General features: G+C 64.7%; 14 protein-coding genes. All 14 read right to left on the bottom strand.

The genetic code is table 11. The annotated features are described in order from the left end of the window. Positions 1 to 57: 57 nt before the first annotated feature. The 14 genes from SNE35_RS07410 to SNE35_RS07475 all read right to left on the bottom strand — a co-directional run bounded on the left by SNE35_RS07410 (position 58) and on the right by SNE35_RS07475 (position 19,064). On the bottom strand, positions 58 to 903 hold the full coding sequence (locus SNE35_RS07410) for an MlaA family lipoprotein (protein WP_320422219.1): 846 nt from the start codon (positions 901 to 903) through the stop codon (positions 58 to 60). Next, positions 900 to 1,406, bottom strand: coding sequence for an outer membrane lipid asymmetry maintenance protein MlaD (mlaD, locus tag SNE35_RS07415; protein ID WP_320422220.1), 507 nt, complete (start codon positions 1,404 to 1,406; stop codon positions 900 to 902). Before mlaD ends, SNE35_RS07410 begins: the two co-directional genes overlap by 4 nt. A 13-nt stretch (positions 1,407 to 1,419) precedes the next feature. Beyond that, positions 1,420 to 2,196 (bottom strand): lipid asymmetry maintenance ABC transporter permease subunit MlaE, encoded by a 777-nt coding sequence (gene mlaE, locus SNE35_RS07420; protein WP_320422221.1) that lies wholly within the window; start codon positions 2,194 to 2,196, stop codon positions 1,420 to 1,422. Further along, positions 2,193 to 3,023, bottom strand: coding sequence for an ABC transporter ATP-binding protein (locus tag SNE35_RS07425; RefSeq protein ID WP_320422222.1), 831 nt, complete (start codon positions 3,021 to 3,023; stop codon positions 2,193 to 2,195). The genes mlaE and SNE35_RS07425 overlap by 4 nt, the downstream gene beginning before the upstream one ends. Before the next feature lie 58 nt (positions 3,024 to 3,081). Beyond that, a complete protein-coding gene (locus SNE35_RS07430) occupies positions 3,082 to 3,588 on the bottom strand; it encodes an energy transducer TonB (RefSeq protein WP_320422223.1) in 507 nt (168 codons plus the stop codon). Between the two features lie 125 nt (positions 3,589 to 3,713). Beyond that, entirely contained in the window at positions 3,714 to 8,342 is a 4,629-nt protein-coding gene (locus SNE35_RS07435) for a pilus assembly protein (protein WP_320422224.1), read from the bottom strand. Positions 8,343 to 8,414: 72 nt separating this feature from the next. Beyond that, on the bottom strand, positions 8,415 to 9,026 hold the full coding sequence (locus SNE35_RS07440) for a hypothetical protein (protein WP_320422225.1): 612 nt from the start codon (positions 9,024 to 9,026) through the stop codon (positions 8,415 to 8,417). A 41-nt stretch (positions 9,027 to 9,067) separates the two neighbouring features. Further along, positions 9,068 to 10,183, bottom strand: coding sequence for a PilW family protein (locus tag SNE35_RS07445; protein WP_320422226.1), 1,116 nt, complete (start codon positions 10,181 to 10,183; stop codon positions 9,068 to 9,070). Continuing rightward, on the bottom strand, positions 10,180 to 10,590 hold the full coding sequence (locus SNE35_RS07450; RefSeq protein ID WP_320422227.1) for a type IV pilus modification PilV family protein: 411 nt from the start codon (positions 10,588 to 10,590) through the stop codon (positions 10,180 to 10,182). The genes SNE35_RS07445 and SNE35_RS07450 overlap by 4 nt, the downstream gene beginning before the upstream one ends. 15 nt (positions 10,591 to 10,605) lie before the next feature. Continuing rightward, positions 10,606 to 11,235, bottom strand: coding sequence for a pilus assembly FimT family protein (locus tag SNE35_RS07455; RefSeq protein ID WP_320422382.1), 630 nt, complete (start codon positions 11,233 to 11,235; stop codon positions 10,606 to 10,608). A 2-nt stretch (positions 11,236 to 11,237) separates the two neighbouring features. Next, positions 11,238 to 11,693: a type IV pilin protein gene (locus SNE35_RS07460; RefSeq protein WP_320422228.1), complete on the bottom strand. Its 456-nt coding sequence runs from the start codon at positions 11,691 to 11,693 to the stop codon at positions 11,238 to 11,240. A gap of 253 nt (positions 11,694 to 11,946) precedes the next feature. Next, positions 11,947 to 13,422 (bottom strand): glutamate synthase subunit beta, encoded by a 1,476-nt coding sequence (locus SNE35_RS07465; RefSeq protein ID WP_320422229.1) that lies wholly within the window; start codon positions 13,420 to 13,422, stop codon positions 11,947 to 11,949. 12 nt (positions 13,423 to 13,434) lie between these two features. Beyond that, positions 13,435 to 18,219, bottom strand: coding sequence for a glutamate synthase-related protein (locus SNE35_RS07470; protein ID WP_320422230.1), 4,785 nt, complete (start codon positions 18,217 to 18,219; stop codon positions 13,435 to 13,437). 149 nt (positions 18,220 to 18,368) lie between these two features. Further along, a complete protein-coding gene (locus tag SNE35_RS07475) occupies positions 18,369 to 19,064 on the bottom strand; it encodes a transposase (RefSeq protein ID WP_320422231.1) in 696 nt (231 codons plus the stop codon). Positions 19,065 to 19,085 lie beyond the last annotated feature (21 nt).

Raw genomic sequence — 19,085 nt, forward strand, 5'->3', positions numbered from 1 at the left:
ATTGCTCATGGGACGGCAGCGCCATCGGGCATCCAACGTGCCAGCCGCACCGGCGGTTCACTGATCGGGGGCGGAAGCTGCAACAGAAGGTGAGCTTGCCGCTGCGGCGCTGGCCGGAGCACTGGCAGCAGCGCTCGCCGCCGGCGCGCTCTGCGACGCGGAAGCTGCCGAGCCGGGCGTCAGCACCTCGTAGTCATCGTCATCGGTGCTGAAGCTGCCGCGGCGCTGCAGGTAGGCATCGCGGATGAAGGTGTACTTGTCCAACGCGATGCCATCCAGCATCTCGCCGGCCTGCAGGTAGTTCGAACGGGTGTTGACCGTCTGCAGCAGGTAGATGCCAACCTTGTCGCGGCCATCGTCGAAGGCCAGCGCTGGCGAGGCGAGGCGGTCCCAGGGCAGCGCCAGCGAGTCGCGCACCGACGAGGGGCCGAAAAGCGGCCAGACGATGTAGGCCCCGGTGCCGAAGCCCCAGCGGCCGAAGGTCTGGCCGAGATCCTGGCTGTTGCGGTCGATGCCGGCCTCGGTGGCAATGTCGAGCACGCCGGCGAAGCCCAGGGTCGAGTTCACCGCGAAGCGGAAGCCCTGCTGGAGGGCCAGCGAGAAGCGCCCCTGTAGCACCAGGTTCACGGCCGACCAGGCGTCGCCGACGTTGTTGAAGAAGTTGCTGACGCCGGTACGCACCGGGTGTGGCACGACGTCCGCATAGACCGTCGCCACGGGCTTCAGCACGTGCTCGTCCAGGCCCTCGTTGAAGGAGAAGACCTTGCGGTTCCACGACTCCCAGGGGTCGAGCTTCTGGCCGGCACTCTGCTTGCCGGAGAAGGTCGCACACCCGCTCATGAATACGGCGACGCACAGCAGCAGCGCGAGGCTGCGCAGCGAACGGAGGCGATTCATCATCATGGCTTGCCTCCGGACGCAGCGGCCGGGGCCGGCGCGGCGGAGCCTGCATCGGCCGCCTTGCTCGACAGGAATTGGCTGATCAGGTTCTCCAGCACGACGGCCGACTGCGTCAGCTTGAACTTGTCGCCATCGGCGAGGTTCTTCTCGTCGGCACCCGGCTCCAGGCCGATGTATTGCTCGCCCAGCAGGCCCGAGGTCAGGATCTTGGCCATCGTGTCTTTCGGGAACGCGAAGTTCTTGTTCAGCGTCAGCACCGCCTTGGCCTGGTAGGCCTTGTCGTCGAAGGTGATGGACTCGACGCGGCCGACGACCACGCCGGCGCTCTTCACCGCAGCGTTGGACTTCAGCCCGCCGATATTGTCGAAATAGGCGGTGACCCGGTAGGTCGGGTCGAAATTCAGGCTCAGCAGGTTGCCGGCCTTCAGTGCCAGGAACAGCAGGGCCGCGGCGCCGAGCACCACGAACAGGCCGACCCAGGCGTCATATTTGGAGCTTTGTTGCACGCTCTTTACTCCCTCAAATCGAGAACATCATGGCGGTCAGGATGAAGTCCAGACCCAGTACCGCCAGAGAAGAAATCACCACCGTGCGCGTCGTCGCCTCCGAGACGCCTTCCGGTGTCGGCCGGCAGGTCCAGCCCTGCAGCAGCGCGACGAAAGTCACCGTCACGCCGAACACCAGGCTCTTGATGACGCCGTTGCCCACGTCGGCGAACACCGCCACGCCGCCCTGCATCTGCGACCAGAACGCACCAGCATCGATGCCCAGCAGCGGCACCGCCACCAGCCAGCCGCCGATGATGCCAACAGCCGAGAAAACCGCCGCCAGCAAGGGCATTGCGATCACGCCGGCCCAGAAGCGCGGCGACAGCACGCGGGTCAGCGGATCGACGGCCATCATCTCCATCGCCGTCAACTGCTCCCCCGCCTTCATCAGGCCGATCTCGGCCGTGAGCGAGGTGCCGGCGCGCCCGGCGAACAGCAGCGCCGTGACCACCGGCCCCAGTTCGCGCACCAGGCTCAGCGCGACCAGCAGGCCCACCGCCTCGGACGAGCCGTATCGCTGCAGCGTGTAATAGCCCTGCAGCGCCAGCACGAAGCCAACGAAAAGGCCCGAGACGCCGATGATCGACAGCGAGCGGTTGCCCACGAAGAAGATCTGCTCGCGCACCAGGCTGAAACGCAGCAGCGAAGTCAGCGAGCGGCTCAGAAGCTGGAAGAACAGGCGCGATCCACCGCCCACGTCGACCAGCTTCAGGCGCACCGCTGCGCCGATGGCAGCAAAGAAATTCATGCCGCCACCCCGAAATCCTCGCCCACCGGCAGCGCCGGCTGGTGGAAGCGCACCGGCCCGTCCGGCTCGGCACCGACGAACTGGCGCACCAGCGGATCGGTGCTGCGGCGCAGTTCGTCCGGCGTGCCCTGCGCGACGACGCGGCCATTGGCCACCATCGCCACCTGGTCGGCAATGCCGAAGGTCTCGTGCAGGTCGTGCGAAACGATGATGCTGGTCAGACCCAACGCATCGTTCAGGTTGCGGATCAGCCGCGCTGCCACGCCCAGCGAGATCGGGTCCAGGCCGGCGAAGGGCTCGTCGTACAGCACCAGGTCCGGATCCAGCGCGATCGCCCGCGCCAGCGCCACCCGCCGCGCCATGCCGCCAGACACCTCGGACGGCATCAGGTCGCGCGCACCGCGAAGACCCACGGCATTGAGCTTCATCAGCACGAGGTCACGAATCATCGCTTCCGGCAGCTTCGTGTGCTCGCGCAGCGGGAAGGCCACGTTCTCGAACACCGACAGGTCGGTGAACAGCGCGCCGAACTGGAACAGCACGCCCATGCGGCGCCGCACGGCGTAGAGTTGCTGCAGATTAAGCGGGGCGATGTCCTGGCCGTCGAACAAGACCTGGCCCTGGATCGGCCGGATCTGGCGGCCGAGCAACCGAAGAATCGTCGTCTTGCCGCCGCCGGAGGTGCCGATCAAGGCCAGCACCTGGCCGCGCTTCAGCGTGAGATTGACGCGTTCCAGGATCACCCGGTCGCCATAGCCAACGGTGACGTCGCGCAGTTCGATCAGGGGCGCCTCAACGGACGCAGATGACGGGGAAATTGCAGGCATGAGCCGAGCATCATAGGGGAAACACCGGGGCGGCGTTTAGCCAGCCTGTGAAGCACGCTCACCGAGGCAGGCCGCGTGATCTCGCTGTCGCGGCCGCATCGAAAACGACCTCCAACCGGATCCACGAACGCACCGGCTGCCCGGCGAGCAGGCCCGGGCTGAAGCGGGCGCGCAAGAACGCATCTTGCACGACAGCCTGCAAGCTTTGCGGCAGGCCTGGTCCGTCGATGCGCACACGCTGGACGGAACCGGCCTCGTCGATGAACAGCGACACCCGTTCCGCGAAATGGCCAGCCGGCGGCCCATCTTCGGGCCAAGGCAGGTCGATCGGTGAGAGCGCGCGCGGCGCCTGGTCGAGTTGCCGCCGCGGCAGGTAAAGGCTGTCATCACCCGGTAGCGGCAACGCCGATGGCAGGCTGTCGAGATCGGGCACAACCGGCATCGGCGCCGGCGCCAATTCCACACGCGCTAGGCGGCTGAGAACCGCCGAGTCGTCAGCCAGTATCAGAAGTGGTGCAACCGGATCTGCTTGTTGAATCTGCCGCGTACTCAGCGCGCGAGGCACCGCACCCGGCTCCGGCCCGCCCGGTCGAAGCGCCGTAGCGGCCGGAGCGCAAAGCAACACTGCGACGTGCAGTCCAACGGAGCCGAGTAGGCAGGTTCGCCAGGCCGGGCTCATAGCACCATCAATCAGTCAGCCAGTTCGCGCCAGGAGGTGCGATGGGCTTGCTTGCCGGGCTGAGCCGAAGGATCGATACCGATCGTTGCCGGAGTCGTGGCATCGGTCTTCGTGACGATGACGACGCCCATGCCGCTTTGCAATTGCACGGCGCTCAGGCCGGCCACCATCGTGCTCATTTCCGTTGCCGTACCCATGCCATTCTTGATGTTCAGCTTGTAGATCAAGGACGTGCCCTTGCCAGCATCGGTGCAATCGGTGGCAACTGCTGCGGGCTTGTTGGCGGCGGCCGTCAACACGTCGAAGGCAAGCAACATGTCCACATTGATGCGCTCGCCGGCGCTCACGAGATCGACATACCAACCATTGCTGCTGGACCAGTTCACGGGTGTCGAGGCATCGCCGACCACCCGTGGCGAGGTATCGCTCACTTTTTGCTTGACCAACTGCGCCGCGGAAGCACGGGCCTTGCCGATACCGGTGCTCGATAGGCTGTCCTTGATGGCGTAGATGCTCTGCTGCCCGGTCGAAGTCACGTCGCTCTTACCGAGGTACCTGCCGGTGCCGACATAGACAACCGGCACGCTAACGCCATCGGAATCGACCTGGGCCAGCATCGGCATCGTCGTGATCGGCTGTGGCGCATCGCTACTGTCCGCAAGTTGCGCAATTGCCAGCGCGGCATTCTTGGGCTCCTGGTTGCCGTCAATGTCAAAGCGCCAGATGTTGCCCAGCAAGTCACCTGCGTAGAAACGCTGAGCGAGGTTCTCGGTGTCCGAATCGACCCAGACATTCAGCTTGCCGAGGCCGCTGGAACTACCGGCTGAGCCAACGCCGGTGTCGATCGTGCCGCTGGTACTGCCGAGCACCTTGGCGCCCGTCAACGCGTTCACCGCGAACAGGTGGCCGCCGCCGTCGGTGTTGTTGTAACCCGAGGTGAAGGCAACGATCCAGGTACCGTCCTTGCGCTTGGTAATGATCGGGTTGCCGAAGCTGTAACCAAGTCTCTGTGCGTCGGTGAATTCCCACAGCGCGATCGGAGCGGTGGGGTCGGTGATGTCCAGTGCGTAGTAGCCCTTGCCACCAGCGTTCAGACCACCGACGAGGATCGTGCGCCATTTGCCCAACGTGGCATCGTAGACGTCACCGACGGCCGGCGTGGCATCGACGAAATACTGGTGCTTGGATGCATAAAAGGTGTCCGCGAGCTGATACACATAAGGCATCACCAGGCGCGGCATATAGGCCCAACGCTCCTTGCCCGAGTCGGCGGTGGCGATGGCATTGCCGTCACCATCCTTGGACATCTCGGCATTGAAGGCATGCAGCATGCCGTCGTTGGCGCCGACGTAGACGGTCGCCTTGCGGCTGGCTTGCTGGGTCTTGAAAGTCGTGTAGTTGTTCTCGGTGTAGTTCATCGATGGCTTGCCCACATACACAGGAGAGGAATTGACGATGTCGCCGAGCACGCTCTTGCGCGCACGGTACTGCGTCAACGTCTGCCCGCGGAGAAAGCTCACCATATTGGCACCCGAGTTGACTGCCGCGTCGTTGGTGGCATTGCCGGTGCACTGGGTCAGACTGGCAGCCTTGCTGCATGCGTTATCGAAGAAGGCTCGCTCGTCGGTCGTCATAGCCGACGTGCTGTAAACCAAGGGCTGCAAGCTACCGGTGAAGCTGTCTGAGACGCCAGAAGGCCGGAAATAGTAGATCGTCCGGACGGTGTCACTGGTGAGCAGCGCCGATGCCGACCAGATGGCCAAGTCCACCGGATTGCCCTTGTCGTCCAGCTTGCTGGTCACGACCGCACCAGTGTTGACGTCCATGGTCGTGTAGGCCTTGAGGTCGCCAGTCCAGTCCTGCGACTTGAATTGGGCGATGAAAACCCCGTTGTCGCCCTTCACCGGTTGCAACGTACTGGTCGCCGCAGCTGACGCCGATCCAATAACGCCGGTGATCGTGCTCAACGTGCCGGCAAGGCTCGAGGCCAGGCTGTTCGGGTCGTTGGCGCTGAAATAACGGCCGCGCCCATTGACCGCCGCGTGCCAGAGGTCGTCGATGTTGACGGCGCCGGCGTCGCTGCTGGGCACCGGCCAGTTGGCCGAACCGTTCTTCACGTTGGCGTAGTCGCCAACCGTCTGCGACTGGTAGTTCGGGTCGTAGAGCATCGTGCCGCTGTTGCCGAGGCTCAGCGTGTACGTGCTCATGTGCAGCTCCTTTTTCGTGTCCTCGTCGAAACCAACCACTGGCTGGCTGGCATCGCAGACGGACTTCTTCAGCGCACCCTGGCAATTTCCGAGGTCGTCGCTGCGCAGCGTGGTCATGTAGTAGTACATCGCCACATCCGCCAGCGAGTTGGTCGAACCGCCGGTGCTGGTGTTGACCGTTGTCGGACCACTGACAGCAACCTGCGTTTGTACCGGGTCAGTGGTCACCGTATAAGGGGTGCCACTGGTCGTCGTCGTGGCCGGGCTGGTGGCGACCGGAGACGAGTAAGTGGTCGTCGTGGTGCCAGCCGGATCCGAGGTAACGGCCGAGGTGGCGCCGGAGGCCTTGGCCGTGGCCGTGGTCACGCAGCTCAGCACGGCGGCGGTGCCGTCGCTGGCCCAGGAACTACTGCTGGAGGACGTAGATGGTGTGCCGACGACCGTGCTCGGGTTGGTCCTCGGTCCGTCCGGATACGGTGCAGAGCCCGTGGTCGCGGAGTCGGTGGTCGAGCTGTTGCTTGTCGTGCCCTGCACCGTCTTGTCTGACTGCTGGATGCCGTTCCAGAGGATCAAGGTCTCGGTATACGGCGTAGTCGACTTGTAATGCGTCGTCTGCGTGACTGGAGCGATCGTTGTGTCCGTGTAGGTCGTGGTCTTCGTCGTCGTCGTGGACGTGAGCGTGCTGATCTGCCCCTGGCTGGACTGCTGCGCCTGGTTCGCCGCGCAGCCGACTGGCGAGTAGAAGCTCGTGCCGTTGCCAGTGATCGAGCTCGGCCGGCTCGTCACCGTGATCGTGTACTGGGTCGTGGAACTGCCCACCTTCGTGATCGGGTAGCTGCCGTTCAGGCTAGACGGGGTCATGCCCGACAGGGTCACCGAATTGCCGGTCGCCATGCCATGCGCGGAACTCGTCGTGATCGTGATCTTGCAGGGATTGGCGCCAACTGCACAATTGGCGACGGTCGAATTGCTGATCGGAGCGTAGTAAGTGCCCGCAGCCGCGTAGAGCACTCGATGCTGGACGGTCGGCGTCTTGTCTGTCTGCGTCACCACCGAGCCAGAGGTCGAGGTGCGCGGCGTGACCTTGGTGCTGTCGTAGGTCGAGACGATGTTCCACTTGGTCGCCGTTGTCGCCACCGACACGTTGCCGTCGTACTGCGGTCGCGTCGTACCCGGGCCATCCTGCTGGCCGACGTAGGTCGTGTTGTCCAGCCCGTAGGGTCCGTAGTTCAGCGCAGCACCCTTGCCGGTCACTTCGACCGGCGTGTTCCAGTAGCCGTCGGTCGACAGGATCGTGAAGTTCTTCTGGCAGGAGTACTGAACCGGGTCGTAGGTCTGCGAGTCCGCCTTCATCGCATAGTAGCGGCCGACCTTGGACAACGCGCCGCGAAGCGGCGTGGAGCCGGTCGGCGAGGCCGACATCAGCTTGGAGTAAAAGCTGGTCTTCTGTGTGCTGTCGAAATCGGAGACGTTAAGGAAGCCGGAGGACGTGACCGTACTGTCGTTGATGGTAGTGAAGCCGATGCGGTAGTCGCTGTTCATCGGCGAAAAGGCCTGGCTCGCAGCGGTCTGCATCATCAGCATCCGCGTGCGATAGAACTTGTACCAGTTCGCGTAATTCTTCGCCTCGCTGGACGAGGGCGTCACAATGACCAGCGTGAACACATCGGCGCCCGGCGAAGAGCCGATCGTGCTGGCGCATTGCGTGTAGAACGTGGAGTTGGTGGTCAGCACATTGCCGGGATAGCGGTAGCTCATCGCCGTGCCGTCCGTCGGCGTCGCGTACTTGTAGTAGTACTGCAGCACCGGCGTGCCATCACCGACGGTGACGTTGTCCAGCTTGCCGGAGCCGACCGAAGCCAGCACGGTGATAGTGATCGCACCGGACGACGCATCCCACGTCTTCACGGTACCCATCATGTAGTTCTGGCTGGTAGACAAGCCGTTGAAGACTGTCACCACGCTGCCCACCGGATACCAGGCCGTGCGCATGTTGCTGACGTTCACTGTCAAGCTCAACGTGCCACTGCTGACGATGCTTAGATTGCTCTGCGTCGTCAGGCGCCGGTTGTAGGTGTTGGCGACCGGGTTCGCGCCGTTCAGGAAGGTCGTCGCGTTGTCGGCCTGCGAAGTGCCATCGGCATTCTTGGGCGTCGTGTACGTGATGGTCGGGTTGTAGGCCACGCCGTTGCACTGCGCCGTGCGGCGGCCGTACTGCACATTGCCATTGCTGCCGCTGGCCGGGACGGCGAAGTCGGCGTCGTCCGGCAGGTAGTCCCAGGACATCGAGCCAGAATCGTCAAGCACGAACATCACGTTCGGCTTGACCTGACTGGTAGACGTAGTGAACAGCGGTGCGGTAGCGATGTCGGTGTCTGCCAGCGCCAGCGGGCTGCCGCCTGCGAGCGCAGCAGTCAGGCCGAGCCAACCCATTGCGGGAAGCCAGCGGCTCCCGGTGGATCGCGAGTCAGATGTCTTTTTCATAAGATTCCCCTGAGACGCCAGTCAGAAATGCACCAAGGTTTCGGTGTAGGCCACGGTCCCGCGCGTTCCGACCGTACGGGTCAGGATGCGGTAGGCCGTGCCATTGGAATAGGTGATGAAGCGCCCGCCCGGCTGCAAAGCGCCGCGTTGACTGGAAGCTGTGGCCTGAGAGGTCACCGGCACGACACAACTGTTCTTGCTGTCGTTGGGGCCGGCACTCAGGCACAGACGTGTGATGACGTAGCTGACGGTCGTATCGCTGCTGATAGTCTGATCGACTGGCGTGAGGCAGACAACGCTGCGGCCGGAAGTGCCCGGCGCGGTGCAGCCAGTCGTACCCCAGTTAACCAGCGTGACGGTGCCGGTGCTGGTTGCCAGGCCACCGCCCGTCGGATCGATGTTGTCCGGCGCGGTGGCGTAGTAGCCCTTCAGCGGTAGATCGGCATCCAGGCCACCGTTGGCCGTGTTGTTCTGCAACCAGGTGATCGCTGTCTCCGTCGCCTGCGACGCCACGTAGACCGCGTCCTTCTTGAAACCAAGATTGCCAAGCACGAGAACGCCGGTATCCACCGATCGCACGAGGGCCACCGCGCCGAGCGTCAGCACAGCCAACGCACACAGCGCGAACAGCATGGAGGCACCGCGTTGATGGCTTGAGTTGGGCCGACGGTTCATCACGAATTCCAGATCTGGTTGCGCAAAGGCACGAGCAGCTCGAAGACCTTGTAGCGATAGTGCTTCCAGTTGCTGTCGCTATCGACCTTCAGCGGGATGCACTGGCTGGTGCCACAGGCGGTGACCCCGGTGGCCGCGGGAACGGTTAGGCCAGAGCCGACATCCCACTGCGGCAGCGTCGTCGTGACCTCATCCTTCTCGTACTGCGAACTGCGCGCCAGCACGACGACGCGTACCGCGCGCACCTGCCGCCACAGGGCACTGGTGGTCGGCGTGACCGCGTCGTAGGTGTCTATCACGCCGCTGCCAGTCGTGTCCTTGCCGTACAGCGCCTTCATGATCACCACGTTCGACTGCAGATCCTGCGTTGTCGCCGTTTGCGTGGCCAGGCTGAAACTGGACTGGCGCAGGCGCTGATCGGCGGTGACGCTGTAGGTGAGGTCCACCAACGTGCCGAGATTGACCAGGTAGGACGTGGCATTGGCCGCCTTGGTCGGGAACTTGCTCGCGTTCCAGCTGTTGGCATCGCGCTTCACTGTATCGACCGCGGGAATCGAGGTCGCCTGGAAGCCCTCACAGGTTGTGTCCGGCGCGTTGTAGACCAGCGCCAGCAGGTCGCCCGCCGCCACGCCAAGCGCAGACTTGACCATAAAGGTCGTGTCCTGCGCAGAGGCCGTCTGGTTCGGGTCGTACAGCGGCGCCTTCACCGGCACCGACATCGCGAAGTTGCGCTTAGAACTGGACAAGATGCGCACCGTGTCGGAAGTGCCCACCGCGCCGGCCGTGATCAGAACCGGCGCCAGCACCGGCGGCGCGCCCGCAATCGCGGATCCGCCGGACTGGATCGTGAACGTGCAACCGGTCGTGGTCACGTCGGTCACGATGCCGTAGCCGGCCATCTTCAGCTGCCGCTCGATCGTATAGATGGCAAGGCCGCCGTTGATTTGCGCATCGGATCCGCTGGTCGTCGTGCGACGCTGGTTTTCCGCATTGATCAGGACTGTGGCGATAGCCAGCGTGATCAACAAGCCTATGGCCATGCCCACCATCAGCTCGATCAGCGTGAAACCGATACTCCTGCAGCGCGGCGTGCTCGTCTTCATCGTCTTGATCACGGCTGCCACACCATCGAGGTCTGGTAGTTATTGCGGTCGCCGCCTTGCGCCCACGATACCGTCACGTTGACCGCACCGCTCGTGCTGGCCGCTGCGACCACGGCTTGTCCCGAAGGCAATGTGGCTTGGACGCGGCGCAGCCAGTCGGCGCACCGCGCATAGTCGGCACACTTCCCGCTAGCGTACTTGTCCATATTGGCCAGTGTGTCGGTCTGGATCAGGCCGAAAAGTTCGGAGGCCAGATTGGATGCGTCGGCGCGGTAGTGGGCAGAGCCCTGGGCGCGCGTCATCGAGGCCTGCAGGCCGATCATGCCGAGGATGCCGAAGGTGAAGATCAGCATGCCCACAAGGGCCTCGATCAGAGCGATGCCACCCTGGTTCCTGGCGCGCTTGGCAAGCGTGGTCATGAGCTGTTCCTCCGCCTACAGATTGGGACAGACACGGGGGTCGTCGCTGGCGACCGCGGGGTCGCAGGTGCGGATCGCGCCGCCGGCCTGCACAACGACGCGCAGCGGGCGGGCGTTGCCGCTGGTCGGCGCGACGTTGATCACCTGGATCGGATTGCTGCCGTCGGCCACCACCTGCCCCAGTCCATTAAAGGTGACATGGTTGGCCGAGTTGTTGCCCGAAGACACGCCGCTGACGCTGAGAATGCTGCTGACCTCGAGTGCCTGTGAGCGGGAGGACAGTTGCAGATCATCGGTCATTGAGGGCTTGGTGTCGCACTTGCCGGCAGGATTCCCTACGCTGACGACCCAGGCCGCGGAGCTGCTGGAGACCGCGCAGTTGGCGCCGGGCACGTTCGAGTTGGCGTCGACCACCATCCAGAAGGTGACGTTGGTGTTGCGGCGCAGCGATTCCATGCGCGCTCGCTCGATGCCACCACGCATCGATTCCGCCGCATTGCGCAGCTTCAGGTTCTGCAGCCATTCAGCGACATAGGGCACCAATTGCGTCAGCACGAGGCCCATCACGATGAGGGCGACCATCACCTCAATGAGATTCACGCCACGCTGACGCAAGCGAATCGGTGCAGAGGCCGCCGGCATCATCTTCAGCACTCATCCCCGCGGATCAGCCAGCAGCTCTTGCCGGTGACGGCAGCGCCCTTGAACATCGTCGTGGAGATCGAGTTCGGGAAGGCATTGAAGGTGTGGCCTGCGGCGCGGGTGCCGGTGTTGCCGGTCGCGGTGAGTTGGTAGCCGGAGGAGGTCAGCGAGCAACTGTAGGTGAAGGTCTTCGTGATGACCGGGAAAGTTGCCCAGCTCGGCGTCGCGCTGCCGCCCTTCGCGCAGTCCCCGCTGCCATAGTTCCGATTGTCTTGGAAGTACTGCTCCATCTTGATCCTGTAGTCCGACAACGCGGAGGTCGCCTCGGGGAGAGAACCCCGCCGGACGTAGTCGGTATAGGCCGGCAAGGCCACGGCCGCGAGGATGCCGATGATCGCCACAGTGATCAGCAGCTCGATCAAGGTGAAGCCGGCAGCAACGCGGCGCGATTGGGTGACCATGGTGTGGGTGTCAGTGGACATAGCGGGTTAGCTCGATGGGGCGAATTCTCTGCACATGGGCTGCAAGTCGGCGTGAACAACTGCACGCATTTCGGCTGGGATGCGACGAACGGAAGCCCGCTGTCGATCAATGGCACCTAGGCGCGGCGCTGATGTAACGGCCTGCAATCCCTAATGTTGCACCGACTCCGTGCAGACGGGAAATGAAAAAGCCACCCGAGGGTGGCTTTCTACCGACTTGGGGGCAGATCGCTCAGCGCGGCAGCTCGCTGACCCCCATCAGGAACTCATCCACCGCCCGCGCCGCCTGCCGGCCCTCGCGGATCGCCCAGACGACCAGCGACTGGCCGCGGCGCATGTCGCCGGCGGCGAAGACCTTTTCGACGTTGGTCGCGTAGCCGCCGGTGAAGTCGGTCGTGGCCTTGGCGTTGCCGCGGGCGTCCTTGCTCACGCCGAAGGCGTCGAGCACGGTGGCGATCGGGGCGGTGAAGCCCATGGCCAGGAAGACGAGATCGGCCTTCAGGGTCTGCTCGGTGCCCGGCACCTCGGTGAGCTTGCCGTCCTTGAACTCGACCTGGACAGTCTTCAGGCCCGTGAGCTTGCCCTTCTCGCCGACGAACTCCTTGGTGGAGATCGCGAACACGCGCTCGCAGCCCTCTTCGTGGCTGGACGAGGTGCGCAGCTTGATCGGCCAGTAGGGCCAGGTCATCGGGCGGTCTTCCTCTTCCGGCGGCCGCGGCATCACCTCGAACTGGGTGACGCTCTTGGCGCCGTGGCGGTTGCTGGTGCCGACGCAGTCGCTGCCGGTGTCCCCCCCGCCGATGACGATGACGTGCTTGCCGTCGGCGCGGATCTGGCCCTTGAGCTTGTCGCCGGCATTGACCTTGTTCTGCTGCGGCAGGAACTCCATCGCGAAGTGCACGCCCTGCAGCTCGCGGCCGGGCACCGGCAGGTCGCGAGAGTTCTCGGCGCCGCCGGTCAACAGCACGGCGTCGAACTGGGCCTTCAGCTCATCGGCGCTGATGACTTCTTTGGCCCAGTTGGTGACCTTGTGGCCCTCGGGGATGCTGCCGACCAGCACGCCGGTCTTGAACACGACGCCCTCGGCTTCCATCTGCGCGGTGCGGCGGTCGATGTGCGACTTCTCCATCTTGAAGTCGGGGATGCCGTAGCGCAGCAGGCCGCCGACGCGGTCGTTCTTCTCGAACACGGTGACGCTGTGGCCGGCGCGCGCCAGCTGCTGCGCCGCTGCCAGGCCGGCCGGGCCGGAGCCGACGACGGCGACGGTCTTGCCGGTCTTGGTCTTCGGCAGTTGCGGCTTGACCCAGCCCTCGGCCCAGGCGCGATCGATGATCGCGTGCTCGATCGATTTGATGCCCACCGCGTCGTCGTTGACGTTCAAGGTGCAGGCCGCCTCGCAGGGCGCGGGGCAGATGCGGCCGGTGAACTCGGGGAAGTTGTTGGTGCTCTGCAGGACGGTGATCGCGTTCTTCCAGTCCTCGGGACGCCCGCGGAAGACGAGGTCGTTGAAGTCCGGAATGATGTTATTGACCGGGCAGCCGTTGTTGCAGAAGGGCGTGCCGCAGTCCATGCAGCGCGCGCCCTGCACCTTCGCCTGCTCGATGTTCAAGCCGATGACGAATTCCTTGTAGTTCTTGACCCGCGCCGGCACGGGCTCGTAGCCCTCTTCCAGACGCTCGTACTCCATGAAGCCGGTGACTTTTCCCATGGCTCTTGTTCCTTAGACTTTTGCGGCGGCCGAGGCGGGAGCCTTGGCGTGGACGATGGCTTCGGCGGCCTCCTTGGCGGCATTGATCTCGCCCAGGGCGCGCTTGTACTCGTGCGGGAAAACCTTGACGAACTTGGCGCGCGAGGCGGCCCAGTTGTCCAGCAGCTCGCGGGCGCGCTGGCTGCCGGTCCAGCGGTGGTGGTCTTCCAGCATCTTCTTGACGATGGCCTCGTCGGTCTGCTGCTCGGCTTCGCCCAGGTGGTGCCAGATGGCCTTGTCCATGCTCGCTTCCTGCTCCGCCGAGGGCAGCAACTTGTCCAGCGCCACCATCGAGGTGTTGCAGCGCTTGTGGAACTCGCCGTCCTCGTCGTACACGTAGGCGATGCCGCCGCTCATGCCGGCCGCGAAGTTGCGGCCGGTCTTGCCCAGCACCATCACCGTGCCGCCGGTCATGTATTCGCAGCCGTGGTCGCCCGTGCCTTCGACAACCGCCGAGGCGCCCGACAGGCGCACCGCGAAGCGTTCGCCGGCCACGCCGCGGAAGAAGGCCTCGCCGCGGGTGGCGCCGTACAGCACCGTATTGCCGACGATGATGTTCTTCGTCGCGTCGCCGCGGAAGTCGATCGACGGGCGCACGACGACACGGCCGCCTGAGAGGCCCTTGCCGGTGTAGTCGTTGGCGTCACCGATCAGGTAGAAGGTGATGCCCTGCGCCAAGAAGGCGCCGTAGCTCTGACCACCGGTGCCTTCCATCTGGATGAAGATGGTCTGGTCGGGCAGGCCCTCGGGCTTGCGGCGGATCAGCTCGCCGGACAGCATCGCGCCGACCGTACGGCGCACGTTCGTCACCTGCTGCATGAACTGCACCTTCTCGCCCTTCTCGAAGGCGGGGATGCACTTCTCGATCAGCTTGACGTCCAGCGCCTTGTCGAGCGCGTGGTCCTGCTTGTCCACGTGGATGCGGGCCACGTCGGCCGGCACGTCCGGGCGATGGAACACGCGGCTGAAGTCCAGGCCCTTGGCCTTCCAGTGGCTGATGCCCTTGCGGGTGTCGAGCAGGTCGGAGCGGCCAATCAGGTCCTCGAACTTGCGGATGCCCAGCTGCGCCATGATTTGGCGCGCTTCCTCGGCGATGAAGAAGAAGAAGTTGACGACGTGCTCGGGCTTGCCGGTGAACTTGGCGCGCAGCACCGGATCCTGCGTGGCGACGCCGACCGGGCAGGTGTTCAGGTGGCACTTGCGCATCATGATGCAGCCCTCGGCCACCAGCGGCGCGGTGGCGAAGCCGAACTCGTCGGCGCCCAGCAGCGCGCCGATGATGACGTCGCGGCCGGTCTTCAGCTGGCCATCGGTCTGCACGCGGACGCGACCGCGCAGGCGGTTCAGCACCAGGGTCTGCTGCGCCTCGGCCAGGCCCAGCTCCCAGGGCGTGCCGCAGTGCTTGATCGAGCTCCAGGGCGAAGCACCGGTGCCGCCGTCATGGCCGGCGATGACGATGTGGTCGGCCTTGGCCTTGGCCACGCCGGTGGCCACCGTGCCGACGCCCACTTCGGACACCAGCTTGACCGAGATGTCGGCGCGCGGGTTGACGTTCTTCAGGTCGTGGATCAGCTGGGCCAGGTCCTCGATCGAGTAGATGTCGTGGTGCGGCGGCGGGCTGATCAGGCCGACACCCGGCACCGAGTAGCGCAGGAAGCCGATGTACTCGCTGACCTTGCCACCGGGCAGTTGGCCGCCCTCGCCGGGCTTGGCGCCCTGGGCCATCTTGATCTGGATCTGGTCGGCGCTGACCAGGTACTCGGTCGTTACGCCGAAGCGGCCCGAGGCCACCTGCTTGATCTTGGAGCGCAGGCTGTCGCCATCCTTCATCGCGTAGTCGGCGGCGATGACCTTGCTGCCCAGCACGTCCGACACCTTGGTACCGTCGGTGATCTTGACGCCCTTGAGCTCGTTGCGATAGCGGGCCGGATCCTCGCCGCCTTCACCTGTGTTGCTCTTGCCGCCGATGCGGTTCATCGCGATGGCCAGCGTCGAGTGCGCCTCCGTACTGATCGAGCCCAGCGACATCGCGCCAGTGGCGAAGCGCTTGACGATATCGGCAGCGGATTCGACTTCTTCCAGCGGAACCGCCTTGGCCGGATCGAACTTGAACTCGAACAGACCGCGCAAGGTCATGTGGCGTTTGCTCTGGTCGTTGATGATCTGGGCGTATTCCTTGTACGTGTCGAACTTGCCCGAGCGCGCGCTGTGCTGCAGCTTGGCGATGGCGTCAGGCGTCCACATGTGCTCTTCGCCGCGCACGCGCCAGGCGTACTCGCCGCCGGTCTCCAGCATCGACTCCATGACCGGGTCGTCGCCGAAGGCGGCCTTGTGCAGGCGGATCGCTTCCTCGGCGACCTCGAACACGCCGATGCCGCCGACCTGCGTCGGCGTGCCGCGGAAGTACTTCTCGACAAAGTCCTTCTTCAGGCCGATGGCCTCGAAGATCTGCGCGCCGCAGTAGGACATGTAGGTCGAGATGCCCATCTTGGACATGATCTTCGACAGACCCTTGCCCACGGCCTTCACGTAGTTGTAGATCGCCTTCTCGGCGCTCAGGTTGCCGGGCAGCTCGGCATGCATGCTGGTGAGCGTTTCCAGCGCCAGATACGGGTGGACCGCCTCGGCGCCGAAGCCGGCCAGCACGGCGAAGTGATGCACCTCTCGGGCGGTGCCGGTCTCGACGACCAGGCCGGCCGTCGTGCGGCGGCCTTCGCGCACCAGGTGGTGGTGCACGGCCGACAACGCCAGCAGTGCGGGGATCGCGATGCGGTCGGCGCTGAGGTGGCGGTCGGTGATGATCAGGATGTTGTGGCCGGTCTTGATCGCGTCGACGGTCTCGGCGCACAGCGAGGCCAGCTGTGCCTCGACGCCTTCACGCCCCCAGCTAGCCGGATAGGTGATGTCGAGCTCGTAGGGTTTGAACTTGCCGTTGGTGTGCGCCTCGATCGCGCGCAGGCGGGCCATGTCCTGGAAGTCCAGGATCGGCTGGTGCACTTCCAGGCGCATCGGCGGGTTCACCGCGTTGATGTCCAGCAGGTTCGGCTTCGGGCCGATGAAGCTGTTCAGCGACATCACGATGTTCTCGCGGATCGGGTCGATCGGCGGGTTCGTGACCTGGGCAAACAGCTGCTTGAAGTAGTTGAACAGCGGCTTGTCCTTGCCCGACAGCACGGCCAGCGGCGAGTCGTTGCCCATCGAGCCGATGCCTTCTTCGCCGTTGGTCGCCATCGGCGCCATCAGGAACTTGATGTCTTCCTGCGTGAAGCCGAAGGCCTGCTGGCGGTTCAGCAGCGGGGTGGCGAACTCGGCGGGGCTCAGGTCGACCGGCGGCAGGTCGTCCAGCTTGACGCGGACGTTCTCGATCCACTGGCGGTACGGGCGCGCGTTGGCGTACTGGGTCTTCAGTTCCTCGTCGTCGACGATGCGGCCCTGCTCCAGGTCGATCAGGAACATCTTGCCCGGCTGCAGGCGCCACTTCTTGACGATCTTGTTCTCCGGGATCGGCAGCACGCCGCTTTCCGAAGCCAGCACGACGAGATCGTCGTCGGTGATGCAGTAACGGGCCGGGCGCAGGCCGTTGCGGTCCAGCGCGGCGCAGACCTGGCGGCCGTCGGTGAACACCATCGCGGCCGGACCGTCCCACGGTTCCATCATCGCGGCGTGGTACTCGTAGAACGCGCGGCGGCGCTCGTCCATCAGCTCATGCTGCTCCCAGGCCTCGGGGATCATCATCATGGCCGCATGGGCCAGCGGGTAGCCGCTCATCGTGAGCAGCTCCATCGCGTTGTCGAAGGTGGCCGTGTCGGACTGGTGCTCGAAGCTGATCGGGTACAGCTTCTGCAGGTCGTCGCCCAGCACCGGCGACTTCATCACGCCCTCGCGAGCGCGCATCCAGTTGAAGTTGCCCTTGACCGTGTTGATCTCGCCGTTGTGGGCGACCATGCGGTACGGGTGGGCCAGCGGCCACTCGGGGAAGGTGTTGGTGGAGAAGCGCTGGTGCACCAGGGCGATGGCCGACACCACACGCGGATCGGCCAGGTCCTTGTAGTAGCGCCCGACCTGGTCGGCCAGCAGCAGGCCCTTGTAGATGACCGTGCGGCAGCTCATGCTGGGCACGTAGTACTCGCGGCTGTGCGTCAGCTTCAGCGCCTGGATGGCGCTGGACGCGGTCTTGCGGATCACGTAGAGCTTACGTTCGAGCGCGTCGGGCACGATGATGTCCGGGCCGCGGCCGATGAAGATCTGGCGGATCACCGGCTCCTTCTCGCGCACGGTGGGCGACATCGGCATGTCGCGGTCCACCGGCACCTCGCGCCAGCCGAGCAAGACCTGGCCCTCGGCCTTGATCGCGCGAATCAGCTCCTGCTCGCAGGCCAGGCGCGAGGCGGCTTCCTTGGGCATGAAGATCATGCCGACGCCGTACTCGCCGGGCGGCGGCAGCTCGATGCCCTGCAGCTTCATCTCGGCGCGGTAGAACTCGTCCGGGATCTGGATCAGGATGCCGGCGCCGTCGCCCATCAGCTTGTCGGCACCCACGGCGCCGCGGTGGTCCAGGTTCTCCAGGATCTTCAGGCCCTGCTGGACGATGTGGTGCGCCTTCTGGCCCTTGATGTGAGCAACGAAGCCGAGGCCGCAAGCGTCCTTTTCGTTTTCCGTGCGGTACAGGCCGTGGGCAGCCAGGTCCTGGATTTCTTGATGCGAGATGGCTGGGCTGACCGTGGCAGCTAGCGGTGTGATCGGGATGAACTTCTGCATGGCGCTCTCCGCTGGAGGAACAGGACGGTCGAAAAACCGCGAGGGCCGAGGTTACTGCGGCGCAGCAAATGCTTCAACAAACAATAAATGGGGTCAGACTCTTATTAATGAAATTGAGTCTTCAACACATCACTTAAATAGGGACATAGTCATTCAGAGCGCACGCGGGGTGGCCGGCCGCGCCGGCGCGGGGCGACGGGTCGCTCGGTCGTGTCGCCAATCGCACGCAAGAAGCTTGCCGATCCGAGGGGCCAGCCCTTCAGGGCGGCCTCACCCAGGCGGCGCGCTTCATCGTCCGCGACGCCCTGCTCCAGCCAGGCCTTGTAAGCGGCTTCGCGCTCGAAAGGCGTGTTGCCCATGCCCCAGAACAGCGCGTGGTCCACGACCAGCGGATCGCGCCGCCGACCCAGATGGTGCGCGGCGCTGGACCAGCGGTAGTCCTCCGGCCGGATCGCATGGCCCAGGCGCTGCGGATTGGTCTCGATGTAGCGCATGCAGGCGAGCAGGTGCGCCTGTGCTTCCAGCGGCGCTGCGCGGAAGCGGCCGTCCCACAGGGTGCCGCTGCGACCATGCCGCTTGTTGAAGGCGGCGACGTAGCGGCGGCCCAGCGATTGCATCATCCGGCTCAGGCCTTCGCCGGTCTCCGGCGTGGCGAGCAGATGCAGATGGTTGTCCATCAGGATGTAGGCGTGCACGGCCACCTTGTGCAGCGCCGCGCATTCGCGCAGCTCGGCCAGCAGGCGCTCGCGGTCCACGTCGTCGGCGACGATGGGCTGGCGGTTCAGGCCGCGCTGGATCAGGTGGTGCGGTTGACCGGCGAGGGTCAGTCTTGCGAGTCGGGCCATGGGGTCGGTTTCAATCTGACC

It is taken from the genome of Roseateles agri, from assembly GCF_034043675.1.
Classification (GTDB): domain Bacteria; phylum Pseudomonadota; class Gammaproteobacteria; order Burkholderiales; family Burkholderiaceae_C; genus KK5.

Coding starts and splice junctions, on each gene's coding strand:
- SNE35_RS07435 (WP_320422224.1), bottom strand. CDS start 8,342: ATGGGTTGGCTCGGCCTGACTGCTGCGCTCGCAGGCGGCAGCCCGCTG.
- SNE35_RS07475 (WP_320422231.1), bottom strand. CDS start 19,064: ATGGCCCGACTCGCAAGACTGACCCTCGCCGGTCAACCGCACCACCTG.
- SNE35_RS07450 (WP_320422227.1), bottom strand. CDS start 10,590: ATGACCACGCTTGCCAAGCGCGCCAGGAACCAGGGTGGCATCGCTCTG.
- SNE35_RS07410 (WP_320422219.1), bottom strand. CDS start 903: ATGATGATGAATCGCCTCCGTTCGCTGCGCAGCCTCGCGCTGCTGCTG.
- SNE35_RS07455 (WP_320422382.1), bottom strand. CDS start 11,235: ATGATGCCGGCGGCCTCTGCACCGATTCGCTTGCGTCAGCGTGGCGTG.
- SNE35_RS07440 (WP_320422225.1), bottom strand. CDS start 9,026: ATGCTGTTCGCGCTGTGTGCGTTGGCTGTGCTGACGCTCGGCGCGGTG.
- SNE35_RS07425 (WP_320422222.1), bottom strand. CDS start 3,023: ATGCCTGCAATTTCCCCGTCATCTGCGTCCGTTGAGGCGCCCCTGATC.
- SNE35_RS07470 (WP_320422230.1), bottom strand. CDS start 18,219: ATGCAGAAGTTCATCCCGATCACACCGCTAGCTGCCACGGTCAGCCCA.
- mlaE (WP_320422221.1), bottom strand. CDS start 2,196: ATGAATTTCTTTGCTGCCATCGGCGCAGCGGTGCGCCTGAAGCTGGTC.
- SNE35_RS07465 (WP_320422229.1), bottom strand. CDS start 13,422: ATGGGAAAAGTCACCGGCTTCATGGAGTACGAGCGTCTGGAAGAGGGC.
- SNE35_RS07460 (WP_320422228.1), bottom strand. CDS start 11,693: ATGGTCACCCAATCGCGCCGCGTTGCTGCCGGCTTCACCTTGATCGAG.